Below are 18,680 nucleotides of genomic sequence, written 5' to 3'. Positions count from 1 at the left end.
GGTGACAGCCCCCGGGGCGGTGGGGGCCTGAACCCGGGGGGCGATCTTCACGCGGCCTGAACGCGAGCACGGCCTGCGCTCGGGCAATCGCCTCGCCCGAGTCGGCCCGAACGACGGAACCCGCCAATGAGAAAGGGGTCGCCGAAGCGACCCCTTGTCGTGCGATCGAACGGGCGGCGGAAGCGAGCCCCCAGCCGTCCGTGTCGGTCGCGCGGGACTTACATGTCCATGCCCATGCCGCCCATGCCGCCCGGCATCGCGGGGCCGGCCGACTCGTCCTTCGGCGATTCGGCGACCATGCATTCGGTCGTCAGCATCAGCGAAGCGACCGAAGCGGCGTTCTGCAGCGCGGTGCGGGTCACCTTGGTCGGATCCAGGATGCCCATTTCGATCATGTCGCCATAGGTACCGTTGGCGGCGTTGTAGCCTTCGTTGCCCTTGCCGGCCAGCACGGCGTTCACGACGACCGACGATTCCTCGCCGGCGTTGTAGACGATCTCGCGCAGCGGGGCTTCGATGGCCTTCAGGATCAGCTTGATGCCGGCGTCCTGGTCGGCGTTGTCGCCCTTGATCTCGCCAGCGGCTTGACGGGCGCGCAGCAGCGCGACGCCGCCGCCGGCCACGATGCCTTCTTCAACGGCGGCACGGGTGGCGTGCAGCGCGTCTTCGACACGGGCCTTCTTTTCCTTCATCTCGACTTCGGTGGCGGCACCGACCTTGATGACGGCCACGCCGCCGGCCAGCTTGGCCACACGCTCTTGCAGCTTCTCGCGGTCGTAGTCGCTGGTGGCTTCCTCGATCTGGACGCGGATCTGCTTGACGCGCGCCTGGATGTCGTCGTTGGAGCCGTTGCCGTCGATGACGGTGGTGTTTTCCTTGCCCACTTCGACGCGCTTGGCCTGACCCAGGTCGGCCAGCGTGACCTTCTCCAGCGACATGCCGACTTCCTCGGCGATCACCTTGCCGCCGGTCAGGATGGCCAGGTCTTCCAACATGGCCTTGCGGCGGTCGCCGAAGCCCGGGGCCTTGACGGCGACGACCTTCAGGATGCCGCGGATCGTGTTGACCACCAGGGTAGCCAGCGCTTCGCCGTCAACTTCCTCGGCGATGATCAGCAGCGGACGGCCCGACTTGGCGACGGCTTCCAGCGTCGGCAGCAGGTCGCGGATGTTGGAGATCTTCTTGTCGTAGAGCAGGACGAAGGGGTTCTCCAGGATCGCCGACTGCTTTTCCGGGTTGTTGATGAAGTAGGGCGACAGGTAGCCGCGGTCGAACTGCATGCCTTCGACGATGTCGAGTTCGTTGTCCAGGCTCTTGCCGTCTTCGACGGTGATGACGCCTTCCTTGCCGACCTTGTCCATCGCCTTGGCGATGATCTCGCCGACGTCCGCGTCGGAGTTGGCCGAGATCGTGCCGACCTGGGCGATCTCCTTGGACGTGGTGGTGGCCTTGGAGGCCTTCTTCAGCTGCTCGACCAGGGCGGCGACGGCCTTGTCGATGCCGCGCTTCAGGTCCATCGGGTTCATGCCCGCGGCCACGTACTTCATGCCTTCACGGACGATGGCCTGGGCCAGCACGGTGGCGGTGGTGGTGCCGTCACCGGCGTTGTCGGAAGTCTTGGAAGCGACTTCCTTGACCATCTGGGCGCCCATGTTCTGGAGCTTGTCCTTGAGCTCGATCTCCTTGGCGACCGAGACACCGTCCTTCGTGACGGTGGGAGCGCCGAAGGAGCGCTCCAGCACCACGTTACGGCCCTTGGGGCCCAGCGTGACCTTGACCGCGTTGGCCAGGATGTTCACGCCTTCGACCATGCGGGCACGGGCCTCGCCGCCGAAGACAACGTCTTTTGCTGCCATGAGAATTCTCCGAAATCTGATCTATGAATTGACTGCCACGCCGACGCTCGGGTCATTGCCGAGGAAAGCGTGGCGAGCGGTGGGCGCGTCAGGAGGTCGGAGCGGAGGGACTGGAACGTACTTGAGTACGTGAGGATCCCCAGCACCGCCCGACGACGCCAGCGCGCCGCGCAGTAGCTTTACTTGGCGATGACGGCGAAGAGGTCTTCCTCGCGCATGACCAGCAGTTCGTCGCCATCGACCTTGACGGTCTGGCCCGAGTACTTGCCGAACAGGACGCGGTCGCCGACGGCGACGTTCAGGGCGACGAACTCACCCTTGTCGTTGCGCTTGCCCGGGCCGACAGCCAGCACTTCGCCCTGATCGGGCTTCTCGGCGGCGTTGTCGGGGATGACGATGCCGGAGGCCGTCTTCGTTTCGTTTTCCAGGCGCTTAACGATCACGCGATCGTGCAGAGGACGCAGATTCATCCAGATCTCCTTGACTGTGTCGGACTTGATTCCTGGACCCGTCGTGCGCTCATCGCCCGACCAGCCCATCACAAGAAGTAAGCCCCGCGACTGCGGCCCGGGGCTTGTTAGCACTCGACCATCGCGAGTGCTAGCAGCAGATTATATGGACGCGGTTTGACGTTTCAAGGGCCAGGGAAAGTCTGCCCCGTCAGCCCAGGAAAAAGGGCGGGCCGCCCGATGAGGACGGCCCGCCCGAGGACGCGGTCCGAAGGTGACGGCGATCAATACGTGATCGTCACGGTCACCGTGTCCGTGTACGTGCCGGGGACCACGCCGCTCAGCGACGGGATGCGGCCGTAGACGGTCAGCGACTGGGCACTGCCGGAGCCCGTGCCGGACTTGGTGCTGGAGCTGGCGGTGCCGTCGCCCCAGACCGTTGTGCGGCCCGAGTCCAGGTACAGCTGATAGCCCAGGGTGTTGGAGCCGCTCTTGAGCGTGCGGGCGGTGAAGTTGGACGCGCCGCCCGCGTTCGTGCCGGCGTTGAGCGACACGGCGTAGGGGGTCGTGTTGGAGCAGGTGACCGTCAGCGTCGAGCTCCCATCCAGCGGCACCGCGGTGGCCAGCGGGTCGATGGTGCTGCCGAAGTTCAGCGTGCTGCCCGAGACGGTGCAGGAGCTGGTGATGGTGGCCGTGACCTGGAAGGTGTTCGTCGCCGTCAGCGCGTTGGCCGACATCTGCGCGGCGACCGAGGCGACCACCATGCCCAGACCGACGACCAGACGCTTGACTTGCTTGCTCGAGAACTTGTTCATGTGACCCCCTGTTTGCGATGGACAAATCGTCGGCGTTACGCCTTGTGACTTGCAGAAGCGGATCGCGGGAGGTCGGGTCGGGGGAATCCGAAAGGCCGCTGTAGGCAATGCGCCGACAGCCGTCAGGCCCGGAAGGAGCGGGTAACCCCGAGGTCGCGAGGGACCGCCGGGGCGGGGAGGGCGGCGTTCAGAGGGAGCGCCGCGGGCGCGGGCTCAATCGATGTAGGACAACGGCAGCGCCGTGGTGAACTTCAGCTCCTCCATGGCGAAGCTGGAGCTGACGTCGAAGAGCTGGGTGCCGGCGATCAGACGCTTGTAGACCTGGTCGTAGGCGGCGATGTCGGGGACGACCACGCGCAGCAGGTAATCGACGTCGCCGCTCATCCGGTAGAACTCGACCACCTCGGGAATCGACTCGATGGCGGCCCGGAACTGGTCGAACCAGCCCTGGCCGTGGACGTTGGTCTTGATCGAGACGAACACCGTCACCCCCACATTGACCGCGTGCCGGTCGACCAGCACGACCTCGCGGGTGATGACGCCGGCTTCCTTGAGTCGCTGCACCCGGCGCCAGCACGGCGTCTGCGACAGGCCGACCCGGGCGGCCAAGTCGGCGATCTGGACCGTCGCGTCGTCTTGCAGCACCGCGAGGATCTTGCGGTCGATGGCATCCAGTTTCGCTTTGCTCATGAGGATGGGAATGGGTTGGCGCCGGTGGAGAGTCGGGCGTGATTCTGCATGCCGGGCGTGGTCGACCGTACTGTCGGTGTCGGCAGGACAGTTCTGCGATGCTTGGCGCCAACCGTCCTGCTTGCCGCGCCCGGCGTTCCCTATCCTCGCGGCATCAAGAAAAGAGGAATTCTCAAGATGTTCACCCTTGTCAGCCGACACCCGCTTCCCGTCCTCCAGGCCACGCTGGAGCAATACGTGGCCGAGGCCTCCGGCACCCGCCACGTGCACCTGCGCACCGAGTCCGACGAACTGGCCTTCCTGGTCGGCTTCCCCACCGTGCCCGAGCACAGCGACGGCCGCGCCCACATCCTGGAGCACCTGGCGCTGTGCGGCTCGGAGCGCTTCCCGGTGGCGGATCCCTTCTTCGCGATGATGAGGCGCTCGACGGCGACCTTCATGAACGCGATGACCTACGCCGATCGCACCGTCTACCCCTTCGCCACGACCGACCGCGCGGACTTCTTCAACCTGATGGACGTCTACCTGGACGCCACCTTCTTCCCCAAGCTCGACTACCTGAGCTTCCGGCAGGAGGGCTGGCGCCATGTGGTCAAGCCGGTGAACGGCGCCTCGTCGGGCGCCTCCATCGGCTACCAGGGCGTGGTGCTCAACGAGATGAAAGGCGCTTACGGCAATCCGATGCGGATCATGGACCGGGGCCTGGACGCGCTTCTCTTCGAGGGCACGACCTATGCGGTGGACTCGGGCGGCGATCCGCTGGTGATCCCCGAGCTCACCCATGAGGCGCTGCTGGCGTTCCACGCCTCGCATTACCACCCCTCGCAGGCCTTCTTTCTGACGGCCGGGCGCATCGAGGCCGCCGAGATCCAGGCGCGCATTGCCGAGCAGGTGCTGCAGCGCAAGCCCGGCCGCCAGCCGCTGCGCATGCCGGGTCTGGCGCCGGCCTGGACCCAGCCCCGCCTGACCGACATTCGCATCCCGTCCGCTGAGGCCCGCGCCGACGAGTTCGGCGTGCAACTGGCCTGGCGCATGAGCGAGAGCCGCGACGCGCTGTCCACCGCGCGCTTCCAGCTGCTGGCGCGCGGCCTGCTGGGCGATGCGTCGGCGCCGGTGCTCAAGGCGATGGAGAGCGCGGGCTTCGGCCGCCCCTCGCGGATGAACGGCGTCAACCCAGGCGCGCGTCAGCTGAGCTTCCACCTCGGCATGGAAGGCCTGACCGAGGACCAGATCGAGCCCGCGCGCACCTGCATGCTGCGGGCGCTGGAGGCGGCGGCGCGCGACGGCGTCCCCGCGAGCGTCTTCGAGGCCGCGATCCGCGACATGCGGGTCAGCCAGCGCGAGATCCGCGGCGGCGGCATGCCCGACGCGCTGAGCCGGCTGCTGGGCGCCGTGCCCGCGCTGATGTACGGCATCGACGTGCTGCCCGCCTTCGACAACGAGGCGGTGTTGGCCGTGCTGGAGCGCGAGTTCGCCGATCCCGAGACCTTCAAGCGCCTGGTGCGCGAGCTGCTGGCGCATGAGACCTTCCTGGTCGCGCGCATCCTGCCCGATGCCACTTTCGCCAGCGAACGCGGCCGCATCGAGGCGGAGCGTCTTGTCGCGCAGTCCGCGCTGTTGAGCGACGCAGACCTGAAGCGCATCGCCGACGAGGACGCGGCGCTGGTCGCGCATCGCAGCCAGGGCAGCCGGACCGACATGCTGCCGCGCATCCGGCCGCAGGACCTGAGCCGCGAGCCGCGTCGCGTGCCCGCGATCAGCGAGCCGCGTCCGGGCGTCGCCGCGGTCGAGGTGGCGTCCAACGGCGTGAGCTACGCGACCCTGGCGGTGGACCTGGGCGGATTCGAGCGCGCCGATTGGCCGTGGCTTGCGCTGTATGTCGACATGGTCGGCGAACTCGGCGCCGGCGACATGGGCTATGAGCAGGCCGCCGCGTGGCGGCAGCGCAAGGTGCCGGGCTTCAGCATCTATCTGGATGCGCTGGTCGGCGCGGGCAAGGACACGGCGGACGACGCGGCCCAGGAGACGGTCAACGGCGAGTCGAAGGGGAAGTTGATCACCAGCCTGTGCATCCATGCGAGCGGTCTGCAGGAGCAACACGCCGATCTGGTCGAGGTCATCCGCACCTGGGCCGACGCGCCGCGCTTCGACGAGATCGAGCGCATCGCCTTCCTGGCGCGCAGTCTGGTCGAGGACCGCCTCACCGGGCTGCCCAACCAGAGCGACCGTCTTGCCTCGCTGACCGCGACGGCGCCGTTGTCGGCGCGGCAGGCCTTCGATGACGCGACGCGCGGCGTGGCCTCGCTGCCCTTCCTGCACGCGCTCAAGGCGCAGCTGCAGGAAGCCGACGGCCCCGCGCGCGTCGCCGCGACGCTGGCCGGATTGCAGGCGCGACTGCTCGCCGCGCCGCGCCGGATCACCTGGGTCGCGTCGCAGCCGCTGACCGAGGACCTGCTCGAACTGGTGCCGCCGCAGGCCGGTGCTGCCGCTTCGACGCCCGCTGCGGGCGCGAGCCCGACGGCCGAGCCCGCCAACGCGGCGCTGCTGCTGTCCGGTCAGGTCAACCACTGCTTCATCGCCTGGCCCGCGCCCGGCATGACGCACGCCGACGCGGCCCCGCTGGCGCTCGCGGCCGAGCTGCTCACCCACCGCGTGCTGCATCGCCGGCTGCGCGAGGAGGGCGGCGCCTACGGCGGCTCGGCGGGCTACTCCAGCGAGGACGGCCTGTTCACGATGAGCTCCTACCGCGATCCGCGTCTGGCCGCGACCTACGCCGACTTCCATGCGGCGCTGGATGAGCTGCTCGCCGCCGAGTACTCGCAGGAGGCCTTGGAGGAAGCGATCCTGGGCGTCGTCAAGCGCCTGGACAAGCCGCTGTCCCCGCAGGGCCAGGGCATGGAGGCGGTGCGGCTCGCGCGGCGCGGCGTGACGCTCGCTCAGCGCGCGGCCTATCGCGATGCCGTCCTGGACTGCACGCTGGAGCAAGTGCATCGCGCCGCCGATCTGTGGCTCAAGCGCGGACGGCCCAGCCGCGCCGCTGCGGCGACCACGGCCGATCAGGACCTCGCGGGCCTGCAGCCCGTCGAGGTGCTGCGCGCGCCGGCCGCATCGGTCGCTCCGGGCGCCGCGGCGCTTGAGCCGGCCCGCGTCTGAGCAGACCGAAATCTGGTTCGCCTTGAATGCGTTTGCGGCGAACCGGACCTGACGCTTTCGGGATGCGAGAAATCCAATTTCGATTTGCTCATAAGTATTGGAATCAATTGTCGTAAGCGGACGGTGTCGAGGTGGATTTAGCACGTAGATTCCTCAGGCGCATTCCGACAATTCCTCCCCATGGAAATCTATCTCGACGCCAACGCCACCACCCCTGTCCTGCCGCAGGCGCGCGCCGCCGCGCTGTCCGCGATGGCGGAGGCCTTCGGCAACCCCAGCAGCATCCACGGCAGCGGCTTGCGGGCCCGCGCGGTACTCGACGAGGCCCGCGCCACCGCGCGCCGGGTGCTGGGCGCCTCGACCGGACGGCTGCTGTTCACCAGCGGCGCGACCGAGGGCATCCAGACGGCGGTGCTGTCCGCGCTGACCGCGCTGCGCCGCCGCCGCGACACCGGCGAGTCGCTGCCGCCGCAGCTGCTCTACGGCGCGACCGAGCACAAGGCCGTGCCCGAGGCGCTCAAGCACTGGAACGCGCTGCTGGGCCTGCATCTGAAGGTCGTGGCGATTCCGGTCGGACTCGACGGCCGCCATGACCTGGACTGGCTGCGCGAGCAGGCGCCGCAAGCGGGTCTCGTCTGCACGATGGCCGCCAACAACGAGACCGGCGTCATCAGCGATCTGGACGGCATCGCCGAGGCGCTGCGCGGCAGCCCGGCGCTGTGGCTGGTCGACGGCGTGCAGGCGCTGGGCAAGCTGGCGCTGGATCTGGACCGCCGCCCCATCGACTACGCGCCCTTCTCGGGACACAAGCTCTACGCGCCCAAGGGCATCGGCATGCTCTACGTGCGCGACGGCGCGCCCTTCACGCCGCTGATCGCCGGCGGCGGGCAGGAAGGGGCGCTGCGCTCGGGCACCGAGAACATGGCCGGCATCGCCGCGCTGGGCGCGGTGCTGAAGGCGCTGGAGTCGGGCGAGGTTTTTGCGTCGACGCAGGCGCTGGCCGAGCGCCGCGATCGGCTCGCCGACGCGCTGCGCGACGCCTTCCCGGGCGTGGTGTTCAACGCGCCTTTCGAACTCAGCCTGCCGACGACGCTCAACGTGTCGGTTCCTGGACTCAGCGCCAAGCTGCTGCTGGATCTGTTCGACGCCGCCGGCTTGCGGGTGAGCGGCGGATCGGCCTGCGGCGCGTCGCGCGCGCAGCCCAGCTATGTGCTGGAGGCCATGGGCCTGCCGGCCTGGCGCACGGCCGCGGCGGTGCGTCTGTCCTTCGGCGCCGCCGATGCCGAGGCGACGATCGCCGAAGCCTGCCGCCGCCTGCGCGCGTGCGGGGAATCGCTGCGCGCGAGCTGCCAGATTCCGTCGGCGGACGAGGCGCCGCGTCATGCGGACCGGTTCACGCGATTTGTCGTGGACGGCGCGTGCTGCTACGTCGTGGCGGATGAGGCCAGCCGCCGCGCTGTGGTCGTCGATCCGCTGCCGGAGCTCACCGAGCGCCTGACGCAATGGATGCGATGTCGAGGGATCGCGCTGGTGGCGGTGCTGGACACGCACAGCCATGGCGACCACGCCTCGTCCGCGCCGGTGCTGCGCGCGGCGGCGCGGGATCTGCTCGCGGCGGAGGCGCAGGATGAGCGCGTCGACGGGCTGGGCTGGCCGGTGGATCGGGAGTTCATTGCGCTGGGCACGCTGCGTCTGACGCGGCTGGCGACGCCGGGGCATACGGAAGACTCGACCGCGTATCTGCTGCACGAGGTGCTGCGCGAGGCGTATGGCGCGGATGCGCTGCTGGCCGCTTTCGTCGGCGATACGGTGATGCCGGGCGCGCTGGGGCGCAGCGACTTCGCGCAGAGCGCGCCGCTGGCTTACGGGCCGTCGTTGAAGACGTTGGCGCGGCAGGTGGGGGTGGGCGCGACCTTGCTGCCCGGGCATGACTATGACGACCGCTATGCGACGACGTTGGCGATCGAATCGCGCGCGCAGCCGCTGCTGGACGGCGTGCTGCAGGGCCGGCTGAGCGCCGAGGCTTTTGCGGCCGAGAAGGCGGAGCTGGAGCGGGATCTGCCGCCGACGGAGTACCAGACCATGGCGTGCGGCGCGCGGGTGGAATGCTCGCGCGCGGTGGAGCGGGTGGAGATGAGCGCGTCGGAGTTGCGGGGGGTGCTGCGCGGTGCGGTGGCGCCGGTGCTGGTGGATGTGCGCGAGGACTATGAGGTCCGGCTCAGCCCGACGGGGGAGTTGGCGCCCGAGTCGGTGCCGCTGTCGACGCTGTTGAATGCGATGCCGCGATGGGCGGCGTTGGCGGCGGAGGTGCCGGTGATCTTCTTCTGCCGCAGCGGGAATCGGAGTGCGCAGGCGGCCAAGGCGCTCAGGCGCTTTGGGCATGCGCAGGCGTGGAGCCTGGAAGGGGGGCTGGCGCTGTGGGACGCGGAGAAGATCGCGGTGCCGGCGGAGGGGTTGGCGTTCGCGATTTGACCGTCCCGCCCACAGCCTTTATGCTCGCGTCATGAAAGCGCTTTCATAAGCGCGCATTTCGACCCGACAAGAGGCATCCCATGACGGAGACAAACACGGCGGGGGCGCGCGCGTCCCTGCGCTGGACCCTGTCCGCAAAAGGCGCGGACCTCGCAACCTCCACGCGCCTGGCCCCGCAACCCGACCTCGCGCTGCACCAAGCGGCCGACCTGACCCGCGACCCCGCCATCGCCGGCATGCCCAAGCTGGTCGTCAATTCCTCCAAGCGTTTCCAACGCATCGAAGGCTTCGGCGGCGCCTTCACCGAGGCCGCCGCGACCACCTGGCAACGCCTGCCCCCCGCCGAAGCCGACGCGCTCCTTCGCGCCTACTTCGACGCCAACGCCGGACACGGCTACACCTTCAACCGCGTCCACATGAACAGCTGCGACTTCTCGCTGGGCAACTACGCCCACGCGGAGGTCCCCGGCGACGAGGCGCTCGCCCACTTCGCGATCGACCGCGACCGCCGCGCGCTGCTCCCCATGATCAAGGCGGCCCAAGCCATCGCGCCGACGCCGATGAAGCTGCTGGTCTCCCCGTGGAGCCCGCCGGCCTGGATGAAGTCCAACGGCGAGATGAACAACGGCGGCAAACTGCTGCCGCGATACGCCGCCGCCTGGGCCCAGTGCTACGTGCGATTCATCCAGGTCTACGAGGCCGAAGGCGTGCCCATCTGGGGCGTGTCCGTGCAGAACGAACCCGACGCCAAGCAGCGCTGGGACTCCTGCCTCTACAGCGCGGAAGAGGAACGCGACTTCGTCCGCGACCACCTCGGCCCCGCGCTGCACGCCGCCGGTCTTGAACGCATCCGCATCGTCGTCTGGGACCACAACCGCGACCAGATGGTGCAGCGCGCCGACGTTGTCTACTCCGACCCCGAGGCCGCCAAGTACGTCTGGGGCTGCGGCTTCCACTGGTACGTCGAGGACCACTTCGATCACGTTCAGCTGCTGCACGACGCCTATCCCGACAAGCAGCTGCTGTTCACCGAAGGCTGCCAAGAGGGCGGGCCGCACATCGGCTCCTGGGCCACCGGCGAGCGCTACGCCCGCAGCGTCATCAACGACCTCAACCGCTGGACCGTCGGTTGGATCGACTGGAACCTGCTGCTGGACGAGACCGGCGGCCCCAACCACGTCGGCAACCTGTGCAGCGCGCCCATGCTCGCGGACCGCGAGAGCAACCGGCTGATGCCGCAGAGCTCCTACGACTACCTCGGCCACTTCAGCCGCTTCATCCGCCCGGGCGCGCATCGCGTGCTCTGCTCGGCGAGCAGTCAGGACCTGGAGTGCACCGCTGCCATCAACGAGGACGGCACGATCGCCGTCGTCGTGATGAATCGCAGCGAGCGGGCGCATCGATTCCTGCTCAACGTCGACGGGCAGGCGGCCGTCGCCGATCTCCCGCCCCGCGCGATCGCGAGCTACGCGCTGCCGCGCTGACGACGAGGCCACGCGCTTGAAACATCCCAAGCTGATCCGGCGCCGCACCTGGCTGGCGGGCATGGCGCTGCCGGCCTTGCCCAGCCTCATCGTGGTTCCCGCCCGCGCGCAGCCCGCCGAGGTGCTGACCGTCGCCGCCTTCCCCCTGGTCGACGAGATCGCCCGCACCGCGATCCCGGCCTGGCGCGCGATGCATCCCGACGTGGAGCTGCGCATCCTGATGCGCCAATACGTCGACCATCACACCGCGATGACGACCTCGCTGTCGACCGCCGTCGGGCTGCCGGACGTGATGGCGCTGGAGTCCAGCTATGTCGGCCGCTTCGCGCAGGGCGGCGGACTGGAGGACCTGCGCCAGCCGCCCTACGGCGTCGAGGCGCATCGCGCGCGGGTTGTGCCCTATGCCTACGACCAGGCGATCGCGCGCAACGGCGCGGTGGTCGCGATGCCCACGGACATCGGTCCCGGCACCATGCTCTACCGCCAGGACATCGTCGACCGCGCCGGCGTCGGGCCGGAGGACCTCACCCGCAGCTGGGACAGCTATGTCGCCGCGGGCGAGCGCATCAAGGCGCGCACTGGCGCCTACCTGATCGCCAACGCACAAGAGATCAAGGACATCCTGATCGCCGACGGCCTGAGACCGGGCGAGGGGCTGTACTTCGACGTGGACTCGCGGGTGCTGGTGAACTCGCCGCGCTTCGAGCGCGCCTTCGAGGTCGCGCTGCGCGCGCGGCAGCTGGGGCTGGACGCCAAGGTGCAGGCCTGGTCCAACGACTGGGGCGCGGGTTTCAAGCAGGGCCGGCTGGCGACGGAGCTCTCGGGCGCCTGGCTAGTGGGGCAGCTCAACAGCTTCGTCGCGCCGGAGACCAAGGGCCTGTGGCGCGCGGCCTCGCTGCCGGGCGGGGCGCATTCGGCCTACGGCGGCACCTTCTATGCGATCCCGCGCAAGTCGGCGCCGCAGCGCAAGCGGCTGGCGTGGGACTTCATCCAGCTGATGACGCTCGATCCCCAGCAGCAGCTGCAGGCCTTCAAGCGCTACGACGCCTTCCCTGCACTGCGCGACGTGCATGCCGATCCCTTCTTCAGCGAGCCGGTGGAGTTCCTCGCGGGTCAGCGCGCGCGGCTGCTGTGGCGCGACGACGCGCTGCGCATCACCGCGATGCCGGTGCACAAGCAAAACAAGTTTGCCGAGGAGGTCGTGCAGACCGAGCTCGACAAGGTGCTGCGCGGGCAAAAGACCATCAAGACCGCGTTGGCCGACGCCGAGCAGCTGCTCGCGCTGCGCGCCAAGCGTTGAACCATCGCCTGGGAGATTCCGTTTGAGCTCGAAGCAGGAACGACTGTCGCGGCGTCATGCCGCCGTGCCGCTGATCGCGGCGATCGCCATCGGCACGACTGCGGGCTGCGCCTCGGTGCAGAGCCCGCCCGCGCCGCAGACCGCGACCGGCAAGGGCGGCGCGGCGTCCGGCGCGATCGGCTTGCCGGCGGGCTACCGGCTCGTCTGGTCCGATGAATTCGACGGCCGAGGCCCCTTGCCCGACGCGTCGAAGTGGGACTACGACACCGGCATGAACAAGCAGGGCTGGCACAACCACGAGAAGCAGTACTACTCGGGCCCGCGCGCGGAGAACGCCGCGCTCATCGACGGGAAACTGGTGATCACCGCGCGCAAGGAGGCCTTGTCCTCGCGTCCCGACTGGGGCGGCCAGCAGTACACCTCGACGCGCCTGATCACCAAGGGCAACGCCGAGTGGACCTACGGCTACTTCGAGATCCGCGCCAAGCTGCCCTGCGGGCAAGGGACCTGGCCGGCGGTGTGGATGCTGGGCAGCCAGGGCGAGTGGCCGGCGAGCGGGGAACTCGACATCCTCGAGCACATGGGTCAGAAGCCCGACTGGGTCTTCAGCACGGTGCACACGAGCTCGGGCCACGGCGGTCACGGCGTCGGCGACGGCCGCGTGCTGAAGACGGCCTGCGGCCGGTTCCACGATTACCAGATGCTGTGGACGCCGCAGGAGATCCGCTTCGGCGTCGACGGTCAGGTGCATGCGGCCTATCCGAATCTGGGCCAGGGCCCGTCGCAATGGCCCTTCGACAAGCCGCAGTTCCTGATCCTGAACCTGGCGATCGGCGGCGACCTGGGCGGAGCGATCGACGATGGCATCTTCCCGATCCGCTACGAGATCGAGCACGTCCGCGTCTATCAGGCGCCGAAGTGATCGAGCGCAGCGCGACGCGCCGCCTTGGCCTCAGAGCTTCATTTCCAGCGTCACACCGAAGCGCCGGTCGCCGCGCGTCACGACCGAGCGGTTGAGCGACTCGGCGTTCACCGCATTGACCAGCTTGAACCAGTCCTCGCTGCGGCGATCGCGGCCGAGCAGGTTGTTGATGGTGCCGCGCAGCTTGGTCTTGGGCGACAGCGTCCAGGCCATCTGCAGGTCCGCGTCGACGCGGCGATCGGTCCGCGTGAGGCGCGTCTCGTCGGCGCGGCGCCAGACGGGCGGCAGCCAGTTGATGTCGATGCTGAGCTCCGCCGGCCAGGCTGCCGGCTCCCAGCGCACGCCGACCTTGCCCGACCACGGCGACTGCTCGTCGAGGCGGTTGTCCGGACCGGCCACCGTGGACACGCGCGAGCGCGCCCAGGTCAGGCCGGTGCGCAGCTCCAGCTTGGGCGCGCCGGCTATGAACTCGGGCGCCTTCATGCGGGCATCCAGGCTCACGCCGGTGGTCCACGCCTTGCCGAAGTTGACCGGCCGGCTGATGTAGCGCTGCTGCACGGCCCAGGGCACGGTGGCGAGCAGCAGCTCGCTGCCGATCAGGTCCTCGATGCGGCGGGCGAAGACGTCCAGCCCCAGCGTGGAGTCCTTGCCGATGTACTGCTCGACCGAGGCGGTCAGGCCCCAGGCCTTCTCGGGTCGCAGCTCGGGATTGCCGGCGGTGTCGGCCTGATCAGGCCCGTTGGCCCAGCAGACGCCCAGCGGCGAGCAGGGCGCGAGCGGGTTGATCGTCGGCCGGACGCTGAGCTGATCGGCGTCCGGCAGCTTGGCGGTGCGCGCCAGGCTGAGCCGCATGCGCTGCCGGCCGCCGTCGGCGGGCTTCCACGCCAGGTTCAGCGAGGGCGCCAGCACGGTGAATCGGCTGGCGCTGTGCAGCGGACCGTCGGCCTGATCGACGTCGCGCCAGTCGGCGCTGAGGCCGGCGTTCAACGCCCACTGCGCATTCAGGCGCCAGTCGTCCTGGATGAAGGCATTGGCGCGCAGCGTGCGCGCGCTGCCGACATGGCCGAAGAAGGGTGTGAGCGTGTCATCCACGCCGCCGTTGAGCCAGGCGTCGACACGTTGGCCGCCGTCATTGCGGCCCAGCCCCAGGCCGAGCTTGATGTCGTGGTCCTTGGGCGAGGCGGCCGAGTAGTCCAGCTTCAGGTGGTCGTTGCGCGCGTGCTGCTGGCGCAGGTTCTCGCGCAGCAGGTCGTCGCTGCCGCTGCTGCCTAGACCGTCCTCGCGCAGGTTGCGGCGGCGGACCTGCATCCAGCCCGGCGACACGCGCAGCTGCAGGCGGCTGCCGTCGGCGAAGCGCTCCTTCCAACTGAGGTCCAGGCCGACGCTGACCAGCACGCTGCGCGCGGCGGTGCGGGCGTCCTCTTGGCCGTCACCCGACCCGTCGGTGTACTGCTCGTCGCCGTGGTTGCGTAGCGCGAGGATCAGCAGGCTCGGATCGACGGAGAACTCGCGCGTTGGCGTGTCGCGCCAGCCGACGTTCCCGGACACCAGGGCTTGCGTGCGACGCTGATGCTGGCGCTCATCGCGCCGATCGGGTCGGCCGTTGCCCCAGCCGCCGAAGGAGTAGTAACTCTGCGTGCGGGTGCGCACGATGCTCTCGCCGTCGCGCGCGGAGATGCGCAGGCTTTGCGTCGTGCCGGTCTGCTTGTCGACCGAGCTCAGCGACCAGGCGCCATCGGCATTGACGTGATTCGCGCCGCCTTGCGCGCCCAGGCGCAGGGTCTCGCTGGCGACGCGCTCGGTGCGGCGGGTGACGATGTTGATCGTGCCGGCAATGCCGAAGGGACCGTACTCGGCGACCGAGCCCTTGACGATCTCGATGCGCTCGATGTGGACCAGGTCCGATTCCATCGGGTCTCGGCCGGGTTGCGGCGCGACGCCGTCGACCAGGATCTGCGTGTAGCCCGGCAGGCCCAGCAGCCCGATGCGGCCGCTGGCCGACACGGTGACCGAGGGCTCGCGCCGCAGCAGCTCCTTGACGGTGGTGACGCCGCTCTTGTCGATGGCCTGGCGGCCGATCACGATGCGCCCGGCGACGAAGGCCTCGCGCTGCGCGGTGTCGGAGGCGGCGCCGGTGACTTCGACTTTCTCCAACGAGCGGGATTGAGTTGGGGACGGTGCGGCGGTCGGCGCGGTCTGGGCGAGCGCGTCGGCGGCGCATAGCGCCGCCGCGGCGATCAGAGCGCCGGTGGCGATGTGGTCTTTCAAGATTGCTCCCTCGGGAGCCGCGTTCTGAGGCGGCTTACTTCTGTTTCGGATCGCAGATGCGATCGCACTTCTGGCGGTCGTTGATCTCTTCCATGCAGCGGGCGTGGCAGGCCTTTGGATCGAAGTCGATGCTGAGATCGACAGGGACGAGGGATGCGCGATCCTGTTCGTAGGCGCGAGCGGCCACGTGGCCGGCGGCGGCGGCGACGAGGATGCCGGCGATCAGCGCTCCCACCCGCACCAGGGTCTTCTTCGGCTTCATGAGTTCGTTCTTCTCTTCGTCGCGCCATCGGGGACGCGAGCGGCTGAAGGATGACGTCGACGCCTCCCTGACGTCGACCGGCGAGGACTGTAAATCATCCGTGGACATCGTCAGCAAGACCTGGCCCCGGTCAAGGCGCGATGTCGCTCATGTCACCCCCTGCGCGCCGCCTCGATCTTCGCCACGTCGATCTTGCCCATGGTCATCATGGCGTCGAAGGCGCGCTTGGACGCGGCGCGGTCGGGGTCGGACAGCGCGTCCGTCAGCACGCGCGGCGTGATCTGCCAGCGGATGCCCCACTGGTCCGAGCACCAGCCGCAGACGTTCTCCTTGCCGCCGTTGCCGACGATCGCGTCCCACAGCCGGTCCGTCTCCGCCTGATCGTCGGTGGCGACCTGGAAGGAGAAGGCCTCGCTGTGCTGCACGCCCGGCCCGCCGTTCAGGCCGACGCAGGGAATGCCCATCACGGTGAACTTCACCACCAGCACCTGTCCCTGCTTGCCGGAGGGGAAATCGCCCGGCGCGGTGATGACCTCGTCGACGCGGCTGTCGGGGAAGGTCTTCGCGTAGAAGTTGGCGGCGGCTTCGGCGTCCTTGTCGTACCAGACGCAGACGGTGTTCTTGGCGGTGGCGGTCATGCTTGTCTCCGGCTCATGAGGGGAAACCGCGCGCATCGTGTGCGGCGGCCCGGTTCCGGCGGCGAGGCGCCGGTGACTGCGATCCTCGCAGCCGAGGGATTCGCGGCAACCGGCATTCCTCGATTGCTGACGCCTCTCCCATCTGGCAGGGAAGGGCGTGGCCAGGGAGAGAGGCGCCCGAGGCTCACGGGCGCTAAGCTGGCGACCGTTTCATCAGCCGGGCCTCACGCCATGTCCACCCAAGCTTGCCAACAACTTCGCAGCAGCCTGCTCGACCTGCATCGCGGTCTGGTCGACCTGGAGCGCAGCGACTACGAGAAGACCCACGGTCCGCAGAGCGCCGGAGAGTTTCTGCAAGTCATGGCCTTCGGCGACGAAATGCGCTGGCTGGAGCCGCTGAGCCGCCTGATCACCATGCTGGACGAGGCCATCGACGGCGCCTCCGATGCGGACCAAACGCCGCTGGCCGTCGCCCAGCGCGCCCGCGATCTGCTGAGCCTGGACCGCGACAGCGCCGATGACTTCAAGCAGCGCTATGGCCGCCGCTTCGACCAGTCGCCGGCGCTGGTGCAGGCGCACACGCGCGCCGTCGCGGCGCTGAAGGCCGTGGGGACCGCGGCGCCGCGCTGAGCGCGAGCACCGCCGTCCTTCAGCGTGAGCCGACCTGCGTGGCGGGCGCCGCCTCCGCGGCGCGCTCCGCGCCGGTGCCGAGGTGCTCGGCGAGGAATCGCTCCATGCGGCCGTAGAAGTCGACCTTGGTCGCGAGCTTGCCAGCCGTGGCCCTCGTCGTTGTAGGTCACGTACTGACCTGGCGATGGCCGGCGGCTTCCAGCGCCGAGCGCAGGTCCTGGCCGTGCTGCAGCGTGACGCGCCGGTCGGTGCCGCCGTAGGCCAGCAGCACGGGCTGGCGGATCTCCTTCGCGCGGCGCAGCGGCGAGGTCTGCCGGAGCTGCTCCGCATCCTTGACCGGATCGCCGACCATGGTCTTCATGCCGTAGGTCCGCCAGACATCGGAGAGGTCGCTCCACTCGTCCGAGGCCAGGTAGTTCAAGTCGGTCACGCCGACCCAGCTCACCGCGCATCGGTACTGGTCCGGGTCCCGGATCAGGCCCATCAGCGCCGCATAGCCGCCATAGCTGGCGCCCTCGATGCAGACCCGCTTCGCATCCACCCAGCCCTGCTTGACCGCCCATTGCAGCGCGTCGCTGACGTCGTCCTGCATCGCCAGGCCCCATTGCTTCCAGCCGTCCTTGAACAGCTTCTCGCCGTAGCCCGTGCTGCCGCGGAACTCCGGCTCGATGACCACGTAGCCGCGGCTGGCCAGGAATTGCGCCTCCTCATCCCAGGTCCAATGCGTGCCGCGCATGCTGGGGCCGCCGTGCACCAGCACCACCGCCGGCCGCGGACCGGCGGCCTTGCCGGCCGGCATCGTCACCATGACCGGCAGATCGAGCCCGTCGCGCGCGGGGATGCGGTGCAGGTCGCGCTGACCCATCTGCGCGCCCTGGATCCAGGGCCGCGACGAGCCCAGCATCGCCAGCGCGCCCTTGGCCGTGTCGAAGAGGAAGTACTGAGTGGGTTGCTGGTCCGAGGAGGAACTCACCAGCAGCCGCCCCGTGCGCAGGCAGCGGCGGCAGTCGATGTGGTTGGCGCGGCCGGGCAGGCGCTTGTCGATCTCCGCCTGCCACTGCTTGAGGCGGGGCTCGAACCAGTGGCTCGTCGGCGCGTCGTTCTCGAAGTGCAGACCCAGCAGCTGCCGGCTGGCCACCAGAGAGCTGGTCTGCCCGTCGGCCCCATACATCGCGTGGATCAGCTGTCGCTGCTCCGTGCCATCCCGTTTGACGGCCCACAGGCCGGCGCTGTGGATGTTGCGCCATCGATCACCCTGGCTCTGCCGGGAGGTGTAGACCAGCCGCTCGTTGCCGACCCGGGCGTAGCTGCCGACGTCGGCATCCTGGAAGCCGGCCACCGGCGTGGACTTCATGCCGTTGTCGATGTCGGCGACGACCGGCATGGCGCTGGCGCCCTTGTTGACGACGAAGGCCAGGAAGCGGCCATCGGGCGAGAGCCTCACCTGACGCATCTGCGGATCGCGGAAGAAGTCCTCGGCGGTCGGCTTGGCGAGCGGCGCCGGCGCCGTCTGCGCGATCGCGCCGGTCGCCAGCGTCGCCAGCGTCGCCGCGGCAATGCTCGATTCCCCCGGGAGGTGAAGCCCCAACGAGCGAGATACTTGCCAAAAGCAAGTAAATGGCCGAGCATCCGGCCATGCAAGACATCGACCGCATCGAAGCCGTCCGGCGCTTCAATCGCTTTTACACGCGCCGCATCGGCGTGCTGAACGAGGGCTTGCTGGATTCCGAGTTCAGCCTCA

General features: G+C 69.1%; 14 protein-coding genes and 1 pseudogene. 7 read left to right on the top strand and 8 right to left on the bottom strand.

The genetic code is table 11. From position 1 onward, the window contains the following. Window positions 1-218 precede the first annotated feature (218 nt). The 4 genes from groL to ABDW59_RS17565 form a co-directional block, all read right to left on the bottom strand. Complete coding sequence (groL, locus tag ABDW59_RS17580) at window positions 219-1,856, bottom strand: chaperonin GroEL (protein ID WP_343631407.1); 1,638 nt, start codon at window positions 1,854-1,856, stop codon at window positions 219-221. A 179-nt stretch (window positions 1,857-2,035) separates the two neighbouring features. Beyond that, the gene (gene groES / locus ABDW59_RS17575) at window positions 2,036-2,326 is read right to left on the bottom strand and encodes a co-chaperone GroES (protein WP_343631405.1); all 291 of its coding nucleotides are present in this window, start codon (window positions 2,324-2,326) and stop codon (window positions 2,036-2,038) included. A 263-nt stretch (window positions 2,327-2,589) separates the two neighbouring features. Then, window positions 2,590-3,120, bottom strand: a complete 531-nt coding sequence (locus ABDW59_RS17570; protein WP_343631403.1) for a spore coat U domain-containing protein — start codon at window positions 3,118-3,120, stop codon at window positions 2,590-2,592. 213 nt (window positions 3,121-3,333) lie between these two features. Next, window positions 3,334-3,810, bottom strand: a complete 477-nt coding sequence (locus tag ABDW59_RS17565; protein WP_343631401.1) for an Lrp/AsnC family transcriptional regulator — start codon at window positions 3,808-3,810, stop codon at window positions 3,334-3,336. Window positions 3,811-3,987: 177 nt separating this feature from the next. Here ABDW59_RS17565 and ABDW59_RS17560 point away from each other — a divergent pair, with 177 nt between their 5' ends. The 5 genes from ABDW59_RS17560 to ABDW59_RS17540 all read left to right on the top strand — a co-directional run bounded on the left by ABDW59_RS17560 (window position 3,988) and on the right by ABDW59_RS17540 (window position 13,141). Continuing rightward, window positions 3,988-6,963 (top strand): insulinase family protein, encoded by a 2,976-nt coding sequence (locus tag ABDW59_RS17560; protein ID WP_343631399.1) that lies wholly within the window; start codon window positions 3,988-3,990, stop codon window positions 6,961-6,963. Window positions 6,964-7,143: 180 nt separating this feature from the next. Further along, window positions 7,144-9,435 (top strand): aminotransferase class V-fold PLP-dependent enzyme, encoded by a 2,292-nt coding sequence (locus ABDW59_RS17555; RefSeq protein ID WP_343631397.1) that lies wholly within the window; start codon window positions 7,144-7,146, stop codon window positions 9,433-9,435. Between the two features lie 80 nt (window positions 9,436-9,515). Continuing rightward, window positions 9,516-10,919 (top strand): glycoside hydrolase family 30 protein, encoded by a 1,404-nt coding sequence (locus ABDW59_RS17550; protein ID WP_343631395.1) that lies wholly within the window; start codon window positions 9,516-9,518, stop codon window positions 10,917-10,919. A 16-nt stretch (window positions 10,920-10,935) separates the two neighbouring features. Continuing rightward, window positions 10,936-12,219 (top strand): extracellular solute-binding protein, encoded by a 1,284-nt coding sequence (locus ABDW59_RS17545; RefSeq protein WP_343631393.1) that lies wholly within the window; start codon window positions 10,936-10,938, stop codon window positions 12,217-12,219. A 22-nt stretch (window positions 12,220-12,241) separates the two neighbouring features. After that, on the top strand, window positions 12,242-13,141 hold the full coding sequence (locus ABDW59_RS17540; RefSeq protein ID WP_343631391.1) for a glycoside hydrolase family 16 protein: 900 nt from the start codon (window positions 12,242-12,244) through the stop codon (window positions 13,139-13,141). A 30-nt stretch (window positions 13,142-13,171) separates the two neighbouring features. Here ABDW59_RS17540 and ABDW59_RS17535 read toward each other — a convergent pair whose 3' ends face one another. Genes ABDW59_RS17535 through ABDW59_RS17525 form a run of 3 tightly spaced genes read right to left on the bottom strand, consistent with a single transcriptional unit; the run spans window position 13,172 to window position 16,309 of the window. After that, window positions 13,172-15,409 (bottom strand): TonB-dependent receptor, encoded by a 2,238-nt coding sequence (locus tag ABDW59_RS17535; RefSeq protein WP_343631390.1) that lies wholly within the window; start codon window positions 15,407-15,409, stop codon window positions 13,172-13,174. 34 nt (window positions 15,410-15,443) lie between these two features. Next, on the bottom strand, window positions 15,444-15,779 hold the full coding sequence (locus ABDW59_RS17530; protein WP_343631389.1) for a hypothetical protein: 336 nt from the start codon (window positions 15,777-15,779) through the stop codon (window positions 15,444-15,446). Window positions 15,780-15,823: 44 nt separating this feature from the next. Next, a complete protein-coding gene (locus tag ABDW59_RS17525) occupies window positions 15,824-16,309 on the bottom strand; it encodes a VOC family protein (protein WP_343631388.1) in 486 nt (161 codons plus the stop codon). A 231-nt stretch (window positions 16,310-16,540) separates the two neighbouring features. Between ABDW59_RS17525 and ABDW59_RS17520 the strand changes: the two genes are divergently transcribed. Continuing rightward, entirely contained in the window at window positions 16,541-16,939 is a 399-nt protein-coding gene (locus ABDW59_RS17520; RefSeq protein ID WP_343631386.1) for a hypothetical protein, read from the top strand. A 166-nt stretch (window positions 16,940-17,105) separates the two neighbouring features. Here ABDW59_RS17520 and ABDW59_RS17515 read toward each other — a convergent pair whose 3' ends face one another. Then, the gene (locus ABDW59_RS17515) at window positions 17,106-18,527 is read right to left on the bottom strand and encodes an alpha/beta fold hydrolase (protein ID WP_343631384.1); all 1,422 of its coding nucleotides are present in this window, start codon (window positions 18,525-18,527) and stop codon (window positions 17,106-17,108) included. A gap of 47 nt (window positions 18,528-18,574) precedes the next feature. Between ABDW59_RS17515 and ABDW59_RS17510 the strand changes: the two are divergent. Then, window positions 18,575-18,680 (top strand): annotated as a pseudogene (locus ABDW59_RS17510) (MarR family transcriptional regulator); the annotation flags it as partial.

Origin of the sequence: Roseateles sp. (assembly GCF_039595295.1) — a bacterium.
Classification (GTDB): Bacteria; Pseudomonadota; Gammaproteobacteria; order Burkholderiales; family Burkholderiaceae_C; genus Roseateles.
Note: the sequence above shows the minus strand (reverse complement) of the source record. Positions and strands in the feature narration are given on the sequence as shown.